This is a genomic window from Streptomyces sp. NPDC059900, assembly GCF_050270335.1.
Classification (GTDB): Bacteria; Actinomycetota; Actinomycetes; order Streptomycetales; family Streptomycetaceae; genus Streptomyces.
The window spans coordinates 1-14,876 of record NZ_JBNNJZ010000052.1; the positions used below are offsets into that span (position 1 = coordinate 1).

Sequence of the window (14,876 nt, forward strand, 5' to 3'; positions counted from 1 at the left end):
CCCGTCGTCCGCCCGGAGGGCGGGCCGCGCGGCGTCAGGTGCGTGCTCTCGGCGCGCCGGGCGTAGACCCGCGTACTGGACGTACTCGGGTCTGCGCCCGGTGCGGCGAGAGTGCGTGCATGGCGTCGCGCGGCAGACGGGGGTGTGACGGCAGCCCCTTGAGGGGGTGGGCCGTTATGCGCCATGAGATTGGCCCAGCGCCGTTTCAGGGGGCGCCCCTCGATGTTTCGCCGCAGTGACGAAGAGGTCGTACGTGTTACGCGTCCATGAACTGCCGGGTCAGGCAGGGGGCGGTTTCCTACCCTGCGCACACGGCAAGAACCGACCGCGGCGGCCATCCGATTGACCTGGCATGGGGGAGCCGAGTCGGGCAGTTCGGGATGGGCCGGCCGCGGCCGGAGTTCCGGTGGGGCGCCGTCAGACCGCCTCCGCGGCTTCCGGCATCTCGACGGCGAGCAATTCGGTGAGCTGCACGACGTCGGCGTTGTCGCCGAAGTCCCGCACGGCCGTGTCCACGGTCTTGCGCAGGCGGGTGTTGACCCGCTCGGAGCGCACCTTCTTGGCGATGGTGAGGGCCTTGCCCGCGAGGATCGTGCTCTGTTCCGGCTCGCGCTGGAGCAGGTGGACCGTGGCCATCCCGATGAGGTTCAGTGCGTACGAACGCTGGTGCTCGGAGTCCTTGCCGAAGAGGTCGACGGCGCGCTCCATGACGGGCTCGGCGAGCGAGGCGTACGTGGGGCTGCGGCCCGCGACATAGGCCAGGTCACGGAACGAGTGGGCGTTCTCGCCGTTCAGCTCGGCCTCGGAGAAGAAGCGGATCCAGTCGGGCTCGGGCTCGTCGAACTCCAGCGCGTCGGCGAAGGTGTCCTCGGCCATGCGCACGGCACGCTTGCACTTGCCGGGCTGGCCCATGCTGGCGTAGGCACGGGCCTCCATCGCATACAGCATGGCCTGGGTGCGCGGGCTCGCGCAGTCCCGGCTTCCGTACTGCGCGAGGTGGATCAGTTCGAGCGCGTCGTCGGGCCGCCCGAGGTGGATCATCTGACGGCTCATGCTGGAGAGGATGTACGAACCGAGCGGCTTCTCGCCGGCTTCCTTCGCGGCATGCAGGGCGAGCACGAAGTACTTCTGGGCGGTGGGCTGGAGGCCCACGTCATAGCTCATCCAGCCGGCCAGCTCGGCCAGCTCGCCGGCGACCTTGAAGAGCCGTTTGGACGTGGCCTCGGGCTGGGGCTCCTGCAACAGGTCCGTCACCTCGTGCAGTTGGCCGACGACCGCCTTGCGCCGCAGCCCGCCGCCGCACTGGGCGTCCCACTGCCGGAACATCACCGTCGTGGACTCCAGGAGGTCGAGCTCCGGTTTGGAGAGCCGGCCGGGCCTGCGCGACGGGGTGGGCGGCTCGGGGTCGCCGACGGGGCTGGTCGGTCCGGGGACGAGCCAGCGCTGCATGGGCTCGATGAGGGCGGTGCCCGCGGAGAGCGCGAGCGAGGTGCCGAGGAAGCCGCGCCGGGCCAGCATGAGGTCGCTGCGCGAGAACTCACTGATGAGCGCGACGGTCTGGGGGCCGGTCCACGGCAGGTCGACGCCCGAGACGGAGGGTGACTGGTGCGCGGCGCGCAGCCCGAGGTCCTCGACCGCGACGACGCAGCCGAACCGCTCGGAGAACAGCTCGGAGAGGATGCGCGGGATGGGCTCGCGCGGATTCTCGCCGTCCAGCCACCGCCGTACGCGCGAGGTGTCGGTGGAGATGTGGTGCGCACCCAACTGCCGTGCCCTGCGGTTCACTTGGCGCGCCAGCTCGCCCTTCGACCAGCCGCTGCGCATGAACCAGGAATTGAGCAGTTCGTTGGGGCGCTTCTCAGCGTTCGCACCACTTCCGCCATTGCCGCCCACTGGAACGCCCCCATCCCTCAAGACACTTATGCACGATCCCGGGCCAAGCCCTAGCCAAGCCCTACCAGAATGCCGCGCACTGCGGCTCTCCGTCCGGAGAACGTCACCCATCGAACAGGAAACCGACTTGCCTCCGGCATACCCACGAGTGCACGGCATTCAGGCTCCGTGTACTGAAAGTAATCCTACGATCACCCGTCCGGCGAGGGCGATCGCGGAAACGCCACCATTCGCCACCCCTTCGAATGAACTCCCGCTCCGCAACAAGCGATTCACTTGACAGTGGACGTCCGAGGGTGGGCGGAAGGGAGCACTTGAGGGCGCGCATGACCGAGCGCACCCCCTTTCAGTCATCGGGCGCCCGCACAAAAGCACAGGGTCACGATCCGATTCCGTCACGTAACCACACCGCGCTCGACCCGTTGGAGGGGGCATGGGCTTCACGATCGGCGGCATCCGGGGAATCGACAAGCCCCGCACCGGTTCTCGACGGCGCGGACGCGCCTCGGACTGCACCGCGGTGGCCGAGTACACCGGACTGTGGGGATGGGCCGCGGTCCCCGGCGCACGCGCCCTGGACGGCCGCTGCTCCTGCGGCGCGGACGACTGCGCGGCGCCCGGCGCACATCCGCTGGAGTTCGCTCCCGAGGTCCCCGCCGGGGCGACGCTCGACGAAGTGACCGACGCATGGGCCCAGTTCCCCGGCGCCGCCGTGCTGCTTCCCGTGGGCCGCGCCTTCGACGTGCTGGAGGTGGCCGAGACCGCGGGACGCAGGGCCCTGGTCCGCCTGGAGCGCATGGGCCTGCCGCTCGGCCCGGTGGCGGCCACCCCGGACGGCCGGGCGCATTTCCTCGTGGCCCCCGGCGCCGCCGCCGAACTCCCCCAGCTGCTCTACCGCATGGGCTGGGACGACGCGGGCCTCGACCTGCACGGCCGCGGCCCCGGACACCACCTCACGGCTCCGCCGTCCGACCACGCGGGCCTCGGCCCGGTGCGCTGGCTGCGCGCCCCCGATCTCGACTCGGCGACGCATCCGCCGCAGGCACGGCTGATCCTCGGGACTCTGGCGTACGTGGCACACCGCTCTCCGGCGTAGGCGCCGCCCGCACACGAAATGCCCCACCCCGGCTGCACCCCGGGGTGGGGCATTTCTTTCGTGCGCGGCGCCCGGAAGCCCCGCGGCGCCGGACCGCTTCCCGCGGAAGCACGGAAGTCCGGAAGTCCGGAAGCGCTACTCGCCGATCAACGCGTCCACGAAAGCCTCCGGCTCGAAGGGCGCCAGATCGTCCGCCCCCTCGCCGAGACCCACCAGCTTCACCGGCACACCCAGCTCCCGCTGAACGGCGACCACGATGCCGCCCTTGGCGGTGCCGTCCAGCTTCGTGAGGACGATGCCGGTGATGTCGACGACCTCGGCGAAGACCCGCGCCTGCACCAGGCCGTTCTGCCCGGTCGTCGCATCCAGGACGAGCAGCACCTCGTCGAGCGGCGCGTGCTTCTCGACGACGCGCTTGACCTTGCCGAGCTCGTCCATCAGGCCGGTCTTGGTGTGCAGCCGGCCCGCGGTGTCGATGAGGACGACGTCGGCACCCTCGGCGATGCCCTCCTTGACCGCGTCGAAGGCGATCGACGCCGGGTCGCCGCCCTCGGGGCCGCGGACCGTGCGCGCGCCGACGCGCTCGCCCCAGGTCTGCAGCTGGTCGGCGGCGGCCGCGCGGAACGTGTCCGCGGCACCGAGGACCACCGACCGGCCGTCGGCGACCAGGACGCGGGCGAGCTTGCCGGTGGTGGTGGTCTTGCCGGTGCCGTTCACGCCGACGACCATCACGATGCCGGGCGTCTCCAGGCCCGACTCCGTCTTGACCGTGCGGTCGAAGTCGGGGCCGACCAGCGTGACGAGTTCCTCGCGCAGGAGGGTGCGCAGCTCGTCCGGGGTACGGGTGCCGAGCACGCGGACGCGCTCGCGAAGGCGCTCGACCAGCTCCTGGGTGGGCGCGACGCCGACGTCGGCGGTCAGGAGCGTGTCCTCGATCTCCTCCCACGTGTCCTCGTCCAGGTGCTCGCGGGAAAGGAGCGTGAGCAGCCCCTTGCCGAGGGCGTTCTGCGAGCGGGAGAGCCGGCCGCGCAGGCGGACCAGGCGACCTGCCGTGGGCTCCGGGGTCTCGATCTCCGGCGCGGCCGGCTCTTCGATGACGACGGGGGCCGACGCCGAGGGCTCGGCGAGCGGGAGTTCCACCTCCTCGATCGTGCGGCGCGGTTCGTCGCGCGGCGTCTCGGCCTCGTCGCCGACATGCGGCTCGGCCGGAGGAGCGGTGATGGTGGGCGTCGAGGACGGGGCCTTCGGCGGCAGCTGCTTCTTCTTGCGGCTGCCGACCACGAGCCCGCCGAGCGCGCCGATCACGACCACGGCGATGACTACAGCAAGGATGACGATTTCCATAACCCAACCAGTATGCGCGAGCGTGACCTCAAGCGCCCCGATGCGTTACCTGTGCGGGGCCCAGTGTCCTGCGGGCCGGGCTGGCCCGTCGCCAGACCTCGCGTCGGCGAGAAGCCCTTCGGGGCGGAGTCACAACTCACCCAGTATCAGGAGTGAGTGTGAGTCGGTACGCACAGGACGTACCCGGAGCGTGTGCGGCTCATATGGTGGGCCGCACACGCCCCGCTTTGGTTGATCCCACGAATCACGTGACCCAATAGTGGCTATTACTCGGATTAAAGTACGATAGAGCTCCCCGCATCAACGCGCGTAGAGTCCAACCCGATCACCCCCACGGACGGATCGCGGCGTTGCGATCCGAGCGAGAGGCACGGACCCCACCCCATGAGCACCACCGCCGAAACCGAAGGCGCCCTGGAGACACGCGGCCTCGAGCCCGTCCCCGACTCCGAGCGCACGGGCCGGACCCGCGAGCTGTTCCCCACCTGGGTGGCGGCCAACATCAGCGTCCTGCTGCTCACCATGGGCGCGGGCATCGCGACGAACGGCCTCAACTTCTGGCAGGCCCTGGTCGTCGCGCTCGTCTCGCCGATCCTCAGCTACGGCCTGGTCGGTCTGATCTCCATCGCGGGCAAGCGCGGCGGCTCCCCCGGCATGACGCTCTCGCGCGCCGTCTTCGGCCAGCGCGGCAACCTCTTCCCCGGCTCGCTGATCTGGGTCGCGCGCTGGGGCTGGGAGACGATCAACGCGGTGACGGGCGCGTACGCGATCATCACCGTCCTGGACATCTGCTTCGGCGTGAAGTCCAGCACGTGGCTGACGGTCGTGACACTGGTCGCCTTCGTCGCCTGTACGTTCCTGATCAGCGGCCTGGGCCGCAAGGTCCTGCACATCTGCAACACCTGGGCGACGTACCTCTTCGGCGCGTTCAGCGTGCTCGTCCTGGTCTACCTGGTGGCCAACACCCCCTGGTCCGACGTCTTCTCGCGGTCCGCGGGATCCACCGCGGCGATGATCGCGGGCATCGGCACGATCGCCGCGGGCGGCATCAGCTGGGTCCCCACCGGCCCGGACTTCACGCGCTACCTCCCGCGCAACGCCTCCAACAAGGCCCTGGTGGGCAACGCCATCGGCGGCGCCGGCATCGTCGTCGTGCCGATGGTCCTGATGGGCGCGGTCATGGCGGTCAGCACGCCGAGCCTGTCGAAGGCGTCCGACCCGGTCTCCTTCCTCGGCGAGCTGCTCCCGACGTGGATCGCGGTGCCGTACCTGCTGATGGCCCTGATCGGCATGCTCCTGATCAACTCGATGTCGATGTACTCCGCGGGCTTCACCGCGATGACGCTCGGCATCAAGGTCCCGCGCACCTGGGCCGTGTCGATCAACGCCATCATCAGCCTGATCTTCGGCTACCTCCTGATGAACGTGGCCACCAGCTTCATCGGCTCGTTCATCTCCTTCCTGACGCTGCTCGCGGTCGCGTTCTCCGCCTGGATCGGCGTCTTCGGCATCGACATGCTGCGCAGGAAGACGTACGACGGCGAAGCCCTGATGGACACCACGCGCACCAGCGCCTACTGGTACAAGGCCGGTTTCGCCTGGCAGGCCATGACCGCGTGGGCGATCGCCCTGGTGGCGGGGCTGCTCTTCACGAAGGTCGACTGGTTCAGCGGCCCGCTCGCCACGTCCTGGGTCGGCCGCAACGGCCTGGGCTGGCTCGCCACGATCCTCATCGCCGCCGCGCTGTACGCGGTGCTTCCGAGGAACCCCGCCGTCGAGACGCCCGAGGGTCCCGGGGGCCGCGAGGGCAAGGGCGGCGGCGAGAGCGAACTGGTCTCGGCCTGATCCGGATCAGCTCCTCCCGGATACTTCTCATCTGACACCACGTCAGCTAGCGTCCCCCTTCGCCGCCCACGGTGAAGGGGGACGTTTCCCATGCCCGTCACAGTCGTACGCTTCAACCTCGTCGAACCGGACGCCACGCCCGCCTCGCTCAGCGACCGCTACAAAGCCGCCCTGGAGATGGCCGCCTACGCGGACGACCGGGGCATCTCCACCGTGCAGACCGAGGAACACCACGGCGTCGGGAACAACTGGCTGCCCTCGCCCTTCACGTTCGCCGGCGCCGTGTTCGGCGCGACCCGGCGCATCGCGGTCACGGTCTCCGCGATCATCGGCCCGCTGCACGATCCGCTGCGGCTGGCCGAGGACATCGCCGTACTCGACCTGCTCAGCGGCGGGCGTCTGGTGACGGTGGCGGGGATCGGCTACCGGCCCGCCGAGTACGAGGCGTTCGGCGTCGAGTGGAAGCGCCGCGGCAAGCTCCAGGACGAGCTGCTCGAAACCCTGCTCAAGGCCTGGACCGGCGAGCCCTTCGAGTTCCGCGGCCGCACCGCACGCGTCACCCCGCGCCCGTTCACCCGGCCCCACCCGATGCTCCTGGTCGGCGGCTCATCGCAGGCGGCGGCCCGGCGCGCGGCCCGGCTGGGCCTGCCGTTCTTCCCCAGCGCCCATCTGCCGGACCTGGAGGCGTACTACAACGAGCGCCTCGCGGAGTACGGCACCGAGGGCTGGACCATGATGCCCGCGGCCGAGACCCCGCTCCTGCACATCGCGGACGACCCCGACCGCACCTGGGCCGAGCACGGCGAGCACTTCCTGCACGAGGCCCGCACCTACGCCTCCTGGCAGTCCAAGGACATCCGCTCGGCGGTGAAGTCCGCCGCCACCACGGTCGACGAGCTGCGCGCCGAGGGCGTCTACCGCGTCCTGACGCCCGACGAGTGCGTCGCGTACGTGCAGGGCGGCGCCGCCAATCTCGTGCTGCACCCGCTGTCGGGCGGGATGCCGGTGGACGAGGGCTGGCGCAGCCTGCACCACTTCTGCGAAAACGTACTGCCCCGGCTCAAGGAATAGGTCCTCGAACCGGGGCAGCTTCCTCGAAGGAGGGGCAGCGGGGATTAGCCCATCTCCTCCAGGGTCTTGCCCTTCGTCTCCTTGACGAACTTCATGACGAAGGGGATCGAGATCACGGCGAAGGCGCCGTAGATGATGTACGAGCCGGTCAGGCTCCACTCGGACATGCTCGGGAACGTCTTGGTGATCGCGAAGTTGGCGAGCCACTGGGCGGAGGCGGCGACACCGAGGGCCGCGGCGCGGATCCGGTTCGGGAAGATCTCGCCGAGCAGCACCCAGACCACCACGCCCCAGGAGAGGGCGAAGAAGAGCACGAAGGCGTTGGCGGCGATGATCGCGGTCAGGCCCTGCGCGTTCGGCAGCGAGACGTTGTCGCCGGATCCCGTGCGGTAGGAGAACGCCCAGGCGCAGGTGAAGAGCGCGAGCGCCATGCCCGCCGAGCCGATGATGGCGAGCGGCTTGCGGCCGATGCGGTCGACGAAGACCATCGCGATGACCGTACCGACGATGTTCACGATCGACGTCTCGAACGAGTACAGGAACGAGCTGCTCGGGTCCTTGCCGATCGACTGCCACAGCTGGTTCGAGTAGTAGAAGATCACGTTGATGCCGACGAGCTGCTGGAACACCGAGAGCCCGATGCCGATCCAGACGATCGGCAGGAAGCCGACCTTGCCGAGCAGGTCCTTGAACGAGGACTTGTGCTCGCGGCGCATGCCCTCCTCGATCTCGGCGACGCGCCCGTCCAGGTCGATCCCGGTGCCCTCGACCTCGCCGAGCACCTTCTTCGCCTCGGCGTCACGGCCGACGGAGATCAAGAAGCGCGGCGACTCGGGGATCGCGAAGGAGAGCAGGCCGTAGAGGACGGCCGGGATGACCATGACGCCGAGCATCAGCTGCCAGGCCTCAAGGCCCAGGAGCTTGCCGCGCTGGTCGCCGTCGGCCATGTTCAGGATGCCCCAGTTGACCAGCTGGGAGACGGCGATGCCGATGACGATCGCGGCCTGCTGGAACGAGGCGAGACGGCCTCGGTACGCGGGGGGAGCCACCTCGGCGATGTAGGCCGGGCCGATGACGGAGGCCATACCGATGCCGATGCCGCCGATGAAGCGCCACACCGTCAGGTCCCACGCCGCGAACGGCAGGGCGGAGCCCACGGCACTCGCGGCGAACAGGACGGCGGCGATCTGCATGCAGCGGATGCGGCCGATGCGGTCGGCGATGCGCCCGGCGACCGCGGCACCGACGGCACAGCCGAGCAGTGCGGTGGCGATGATCCAGCCGAGCATGTTCGCGTCTACGTCGAAGCGGTGCTGGATGGCGACGGTGGCGCCATTGATCACCGAACTGTCGTAGCCGAAGAGGAAGCCACCCATCGCTGCGGCTGCCGTGATGAAGATGACATGGCCGAGATGGTCCGGGTGGGCCTCTCTGCCTCCGGGCTGCGGCGCCTTCGTTGTGCTGGTCACATGGACTCCTCGGGCCACCGGCAACATCGCCGGGGGTGGGGGTGAGCACTTCAAGTGGCGCACAACTTCGCGCCGCCCACCACCTGAAGGTAAAAGCAACGTTGCAGAGACTATGCCTTCAAGTTTCGAAGTCAAGACCTGGGTTCCTGTGAAATTCAGGCACTCCCGAGGCAGGCTTCGTTCAAGTGTTGAAGTTGTGAAGGGGGCCGGTGAAGGTCGGTGCAGGACCGGGGCCGGCCGGTGAAGGGCTAGCGAAGCCGCTGGCTGATGACCTTGGAGACACCGTCGCCCTGCATGGAGACGCCGTACAGCGCGTCGGCGACCTCCATCGTGCGCTTCTGGTGCGTGATCACGATGAGCTGCGAGGCCTCCTGCAACTCCTCCATGATGCGGATGAGCCGTTGCAGGTTGGTGTCGTCGAGCGCGGCCTCGACCTCGTCCATCACATAGAAGGGACTGGGCCGTGCCTTGAAGATCGAAACGAGCAGCGCGACGGCCGTGAGCGACCGCTCACCGCCGGAGAGCAGCGAGAGCCGCTTGACCTTCTTGCCGGGCGGCCGGGCCTCGACGTCGACGCCCGTGGCGAGCATGTTGTCGGGATCGGTCAGGATGAGCCGCCCCTCGCCGCCCGGGAAGAGCCGCGAGAAGACGCCCTCGAACTCACGGGCCGTGTCCCGGTAGGCCTCGGTGAAGACCTGCTCGACGCGCTCGTCGACCTCCTTGACGACTTGAAGGAGGTCCGCCCGCGTCTTCTTCAGGTCCTCCAGCTGCTCGCTGAGGAACTTGTGGCGCTCCTCCAGTGCGGCGAACTCCTCAAGGGCCAGCGGGTTCACTTTCCCGAGCTGCTGATACGCCCGTTCGGCTGACCTCAGCCGCTTCTCCTGCTCGCCGCGGACGTACGGCACCGGCTTGTTGCGCGGGTGCTCCGGGTCCTCGGGCAGCTCCTCGCCCTCGGCGGGGGGCGAGGGCGGCACGAGCTGGTCGGGGCCGTAGTCGGCGACGAGACCTGCCGGTTCCACACCGAGTTCCTCCAGTGCCTTCGACTCCAGCTGCTCGATCCGCAGCCGCTTCTCGGCACCGAGTACCTCGCCGCGGTGGACTGAATCCGTCAATTTGTCGAGCTCGGCCTTGAGGTCGCGCCCCTGGTTCCGCTCGGCGGTCAGATCCCGCTCCCGCACCTCCTTGGCCCGCTCGGCGGCGGCCCGCTCCTCCTGCGCCCGTACGAGAGAGACCTCGACGTGGGCAAGGAGCTGCCGCGCACCGCCGGCGACGGCCCCGGCGACCGCGGCCTCGTGCCGCATCCGGGCCTTGCGCTGCTCGGCACGCGCGCGTGCCTCGCGCTCCGCGCGGGCGGCCCGGTCGAGCGAGTCGGCACGTCCGGCGAGCCCCTTGACCCGCTCCTCATGGGTACGGACCTGGAGCCTGGCCTCCATCTCGGTCTGCCGGGCGTTGGCCCCGTCGGCGGCGAGCCGGTCCCGTACTCCGGTGTCGGGCTCCTCCTCTGCCGGTGCCTCCTCCGCCACGGCGAGGCGCTCGGCCAGCTCTTCGGCGTCCTGGACCGCCTTGTCGAGCGCTTCCTGCGACTTGGCGGCGGCGGCCGCGCTGCGCTCCGCCTCACCGGCGGCACCCCGCGCCTGTCCGGCGAGCGCGCCGAGCTGCTGCGCCACGGACGACTTCTCCCGGTCGGCGGCGCGCCTGCGCTCCCCCAGCTCCTCGACGAGCGCGGCGGCCTCCTTGCGCCGTTCGCCCGCGTCCTGCTGGGCGCCCGCCAACTCCTCGCACTGTTCGGCGAGTTGTTCCAGCTCGGCGGCCGCCTCGTCGACGGATGCCTGCACCTCGATCAGGCTCGGCGCCCCGGCGGAGCCGCCGTGCGCGAAGTGCGCCCCCAGCAGGTCGCCTTCGGCGGTGACGGCGGTGAGATTTGGGTGGGCGTAGACGAAGTCCTCGGCGTCTTCGAGCGTGCCGACGGCGACCATGCCCCGCAGCAGCCTCCGCACCGAGGGCATCAACTCGTCGGGCCCGCGCACCAGTTCGGCCACCAGCGGCGGCCCGTCGGCACCTGCGGGGCGTACGTCACCGGGCCCGGCGTCCGGTGCTCCCGTCAGCAACAGCGCGGCCCGCCCCGCGTCCTGCTTGCGCAGCAGCCGGATGGCCTCCGCCGCCGACGCCGGGGTGGCCACCGCGATCGCGTCCGCCGCGGCGCCGAACGCCGCCGCGACCGCCACCTCGTACCCCGGAGCCACCGAGAGCAGCTCCGCCGCCGGACCGAGCAGCCCCGTCAGACGGTCCTTGGCGGCGAGCAGCGCCCCCGTGCCGTCCTTGCGCCGCAGGCCGAGCGCGAGCGCCTCGTGCCGGGCGGCGACCGCGGCCCGCTTGCGCTCGGCGGCGGTGGCCGCCTCCCGGGCGGCGGTCAGCGCGCCCTCGGCCTCCGTGAGGGAACGCTTCGCCTCGTCGTGCCGCTCGCCGAGCTCCGCGTCACCGGCGTCGAGCCCGTCGACCTCCGCCTTCAGCTGCTCGTACTCTTCCTGTGCTGCGACCGCGCGCTCACCCGCCTCGTCCCGCGCCACGGCGAGCCGGTCGATCTCGGCCTGCGCGGAAGCCGCCCGCGAACGTGCCGCGTTGACCTGGCCGTTCAGCCGGGCGAGCCCTTCACGCCGGTCGGCGATGGCCCGCGCCGCGTCCTTGAGCCGGCGCTCCTCCACCGCCAGCTCCCGCTCCAGATCGGCACGGTGGCCGACGGTGTCCTCAAGCGCGTGCTCGGCCGCTTCGAGGGCCGCTTCCAGCTCCGCCTCCTGCTCGCGGATCCGCGCGGCCTCGCGCTCCATGTCCTCGGGGTCACGCCCGCGCCGCTCCTCCGGGGGCGCCGCGGTCGCGCTCTTGACCCGGGCGTCGGCGAGCGAGACCGTGCCGCGCACCCGCTCGGCCAGCTGCGACAGCTCGTACCACGTCTGCTGCGCGCGCTGGAGCCGCGGAGTCAGGCGGCGCACCTCGTCCTCCAGCTCCGCCTCCCGGTGGAGCGCCTTCTTCAGCTCGGCCTCGGCACTGTCCTTGCGCCGCTTGAGCTCCGCCTCGTCGGCGACCTCGGTGCGCAGCGCGTCCCGCAGACGTACGAGATCGTCGGCGAGCAGCCGCAGGCGGGTGTCGCGCAGGTCGGCCTGGATCACGGCGGCCCTGCGCGCGACGGCGGCCTGCCTGCCCAGGGGCTTGAGCTGGCGCCTGAGCTCGTCGGTCAGGTCCTGTACGCGGGCGAGGTTGGCCTGCATCGCGTCGAGCTTGCGCAGCGCCTTCTCTTTGCGCTTGCGGTGCTTGAGAACGCCCGCGGCCTCCTCGATGAAGGCGCGGCGCCCCATGGGATCGGCGTGCAGTACGCCGTCGAGCTGGCCCTGGCCGACGATGACGTGCATCTCGCGGCCGATGCCGGAGTCGGAGAGCAGCTCCTGGATGTCGAGCAGCCGGCAGGTGTCGCCGTTGATCTGGTACTCGCTGCCGCCGTTGCGGAACATGATCCGCGTGATGGTGACCTCGGCGTACTCGATGGGCAGGGCGCCGTCGGAGTTGTCGATGGTCAGGGACACCTCGGCGCGGCCGAGCGGCGGGCGCCCGGTGGTGCCGGCGAAGATGACGTCCTCCATCTTGCCGCCGCGCAGCGACTTGGCGCCCTGTTCGCCCATGACCCAGGACAGCGCGTCCACGACATTGGACTTGCCGGAGCCGTTCGGTCCGACGACGCAGGTGATGCCCGGCTCGAACTTCAGCGTCGTGGCGGACGCGAAGGATTTGAAACCGCGCAGTGTCAGGGCCTTGAGGTGCACGCCGCCGGACTCTACCTTTCACTGACCGTTTCACCCAGGAAGATGCAGGGCACATCAGACGATAAGGAAGCGACGTACGCAGCGACAAGAAAGACGGCCGCGGCGCCAAGAAAGAAGGGACGCCGAAGCGTCCCTTGCAGATCTGGACAAGCGGCTGACATGGGCAGCCGGACCATGAGCGTTAACAGGCATCCCGCAGGGCGAAGAGTGCGTCACCGCGTTGAATGTCCGCGTTGCTGAATCACCGCGTCGAGGTGAGTGCGTCACCGCGCTGAAGCGTCACGCAGCCTGCGGGGAATGCGCCTTGGTGGGTAGTGGTCAGGTGAGCGCAGGCTCCGCCTGGGGTACGTCGAGGCTCTCGAGGAGCGATTCGTGAGAAGCGGCAGCCGCGAGCGCGTCGTTCTCGGCCTGGATCTTGGTGAGCTCGGATTCCAGGTCCTGGACACGCTGCTGGAGCCGTCGCATCTCGGCGAGAAGTCGCGGGTCGGAACCGCCGACGTAACCGAGAAGCGCCTTTGCCATGATGGATGGTCCTCCACAATGAGTGACCGACCGAAGCGGTGTGGGTCGTGAGGGAATCGCACCCGCGGTGCTTGGCACTCGTTGTTCATGCTGGGTCTTGCTGGCCGTTCTCACATGCCAAACAGCTAAGGTGCGCGGGGGTTCCAGAGTCTCACCAAAAAGTTTGACGGTCAACACGATCACGCCCCGTATTGGCGGGCAACCCGGGGGCCTGCGGCCGTGGAAACGGCGGCGCGGCCTCTGCTGCGGGGCCCTGGGGGCGTGTCGATCATCCTGCACGGGGGAGCCTGCCACGACATGCCGTTCTTGGCAACCACCAGGCATTTTCTGCCCCGGGCAGTGGCCGGGACCCCTCCCCGGCAGGTCCGCCCGGCAGCTCTCCGTCAGCGAATCGCGAATGTGTCGTAGATCCCGCGCGGCGTGTCCCAGATCTCAGTCACACCGTCGACGCGGCCGGGTGTGTCGCCCTCCCGCAGCCAGTCGAGCAGTCCCTGGGCGCCCGCGCGCTGCCCCTCGGCGACGACTTGCACACGGCCGTCGTCCAGATTGAGAGCAAAACCACTCAGGCCGCCGATCTCCAGCGCCTTGGCCCGCGTGAACCAGCGGAAACCCACGCCTTGCACCTGGCCACGCACCCAGGCCGTGAGTCTGACTTCTTCGTTCATGGGTGCACGCTAACCGGCCAATTGCTCTCGGAGCACTTCGTCCCCATGCGCCATCGCGTACAGTCCCGACTCGATGAGCCTCACTCGTATGGGTGAGCCACTTTGACCGCCAGTACGAGGAAGGCCAGGAGATGGGACGCCACCGACGCTCCGGCGCAGGGGCAGCCGCCGCCGGCCGCGCCACAGAGGGCTTTGACGCGTACATGGACGGGATCTCCGGTAGCGCGGAGACCGGCCATGCCACCGTGTCGCACCGCCGCAAGGGCCGCCGCTCCGCACCGGTGCGCACCGGCCTGCTCGGCGTGTCCGCGGCCGTCGCGATGGGCGCCGTGGCCGTCGCCTCCGGCCTCGTCCCCGGCGCCGAGAACTACTCCCTGGGCGGTGGCGGCGACTCGAACAAGGTGCGCGCCGCGACCACCCCCAGCGACGTGGCCCCCCAGGGCGGCGACACCGGCACCGCCGACCGCGAGTCCGCCCCGCCGAGCCGCGGCTCCGAGCGCCCCTCCGCCCCGGACCCGACCCCCTCGCAGACCACCGAGAAGCCCTCGGCCGAGCCTTCGAAGAAGCCGTCGACCAAGGCCCCCGCGCCCCGGGCCGACGAGAAGAAGAAGACCCCGGCCCCGAGCACTCCCTCGCGCACGCCCGCCCAGAAGCCCAAGGCTCCGCCGGCCGCGTCGAAGTCGCCGTCCGCCGAGAGCGCGGCCGAGGCGGCGGTGCTCACCCTGGTCAACGAAGAGCGGGCCAAGGCGGGCTGCTCCCCCGTCCGCGCCGACGCCGCCCTTGCCTCGCTCGCCGGGGACTTCAGCGCGGACATGGCCGAGCGCGACTTCTTCGACCACACCGACCCGGACGGCGCGACCCCGTGGGACCGCGCCGAAAAGGCCGGGATATCGGATCTGGGCGGCGAGAACATCGCCCGCGGCCAGGCCAATGCCCAGTCGGTGATGGACGCCTGGATGAACAGCCCCGGCCACCGCGCCAACATCCTCAACTGCGACTACAAGACCCTGGGCGTCGGCGCGCACTTCGCACCGGGCGGCCCCTGGTGGACGCAGGACTTCGGCTTCTAGAGCCGTCGGCCCCGCTGACCCGCAGCGACCGCTCCCACTAACCCACAGTTAGCGCCACCCATGGGTCAGCGCTGTGCGGGAGTATGCTG

The 14,876-nt window shown here is 70.1% G+C and carries 10 protein-coding genes; 4 read left to right on the forward strand and 6 right to left on the reverse strand.

What is annotated here, in order from left to right; translation table 11 throughout:
* Positions 1-417 precede the first annotated feature (417 nt).
* Positions 418-1,893 (reverse strand): transcriptional repressor NsdA, encoded by a 1,476-nt coding sequence (locus ACQKIP_RS10840; RefSeq protein ID WP_365864769.1) that lies wholly within the window; start codon positions 1,891-1,893, stop codon positions 418-420.
* Between the two features lie 433 nt (positions 1,894-2,326).
* Between ACQKIP_RS10840 and ACQKIP_RS10845 the strand changes: the two genes are divergently transcribed.
* Entirely contained in the window at positions 2,327-2,989 is a 663-nt protein-coding gene (locus ACQKIP_RS10845; RefSeq protein WP_365864771.1) for a bifunctional DNA primase/polymerase, read from the forward strand.
* Between the two features lie 135 nt (positions 2,990-3,124).
* Here ACQKIP_RS10845 and ftsY read toward each other — a convergent pair whose 3' ends face one another.
* Positions 3,125-4,333 carry a signal recognition particle-docking protein FtsY gene (gene ftsY / locus ACQKIP_RS10850; RefSeq protein WP_365864773.1) on the reverse strand — a complete coding sequence of 403 codons (1,209 nt, stop codon included), beginning with the start codon at positions 4,331-4,333 and terminating at the stop codon, positions 3,125-3,127.
* Between the two features lie 384 nt (positions 4,334-4,717).
* Here ftsY and ACQKIP_RS10855 point away from each other — a divergent pair, with 384 nt between their 5' ends.
* The gene (locus tag ACQKIP_RS10855; RefSeq protein WP_365864775.1) at positions 4,718-6,178 is read left to right on the forward strand and encodes a purine-cytosine permease family protein; all 1,461 of its coding nucleotides are present in this window, start codon (positions 4,718-4,720) and stop codon (positions 6,176-6,178) included.
* A 90-nt stretch (positions 6,179-6,268) separates the two neighbouring features.
* Positions 6,269-7,249 carry an LLM class flavin-dependent oxidoreductase gene (locus ACQKIP_RS10860; protein WP_365864777.1) on the forward strand — a complete coding sequence of 327 codons (981 nt, stop codon included), beginning with the start codon at positions 6,269-6,271 and terminating at the stop codon, positions 7,247-7,249.
* A gap of 44 nt (positions 7,250-7,293) precedes the next feature.
* Here ACQKIP_RS10860 and ACQKIP_RS10865 read toward each other — a convergent pair whose 3' ends face one another.
* From ACQKIP_RS10865 to ACQKIP_RS10880, 4 genes are all read right to left on the reverse strand, one after another.
* Positions 7,294-8,718 carry a sugar porter family MFS transporter gene (locus ACQKIP_RS10865; RefSeq protein ID WP_365864779.1) on the reverse strand — a complete coding sequence of 475 codons (1,425 nt, stop codon included), beginning with the start codon at positions 8,716-8,718 and terminating at the stop codon, positions 7,294-7,296.
* Between the two features lie 248 nt (positions 8,719-8,966).
* Positions 8,967-12,530, reverse strand: a complete 3,564-nt coding sequence (smc, locus tag ACQKIP_RS10870; RefSeq protein WP_365864781.1) for a chromosome segregation protein SMC — start codon at positions 12,528-12,530, stop codon at positions 8,967-8,969.
* A 318-nt stretch (positions 12,531-12,848) separates the two neighbouring features.
* Positions 12,849-13,052, reverse strand: a complete 204-nt coding sequence (locus ACQKIP_RS10875) for a hypothetical protein (protein ID WP_190084741.1) — start codon at positions 13,050-13,052, stop codon at positions 12,849-12,851.
* A 383-nt stretch (positions 13,053-13,435) separates the two neighbouring features.
* Positions 13,436-13,717, reverse strand: coding sequence for an acylphosphatase (locus tag ACQKIP_RS10880; RefSeq protein ID WP_365864783.1), 282 nt, complete (start codon positions 13,715-13,717; stop codon positions 13,436-13,438).
* A gap of 131 nt (positions 13,718-13,848) precedes the next feature.
* Here ACQKIP_RS10880 and ACQKIP_RS10885 point away from each other — a divergent pair, with 131 nt between their 5' ends.
* Positions 13,849-14,787, forward strand: a complete 939-nt coding sequence (locus tag ACQKIP_RS10885) for a CAP domain-containing protein (protein ID WP_365864842.1) — start codon at positions 13,849-13,851, stop codon at positions 14,785-14,787.
* The last annotated feature ends 89 nt before the right edge of the window (positions 14,788-14,876 follow it).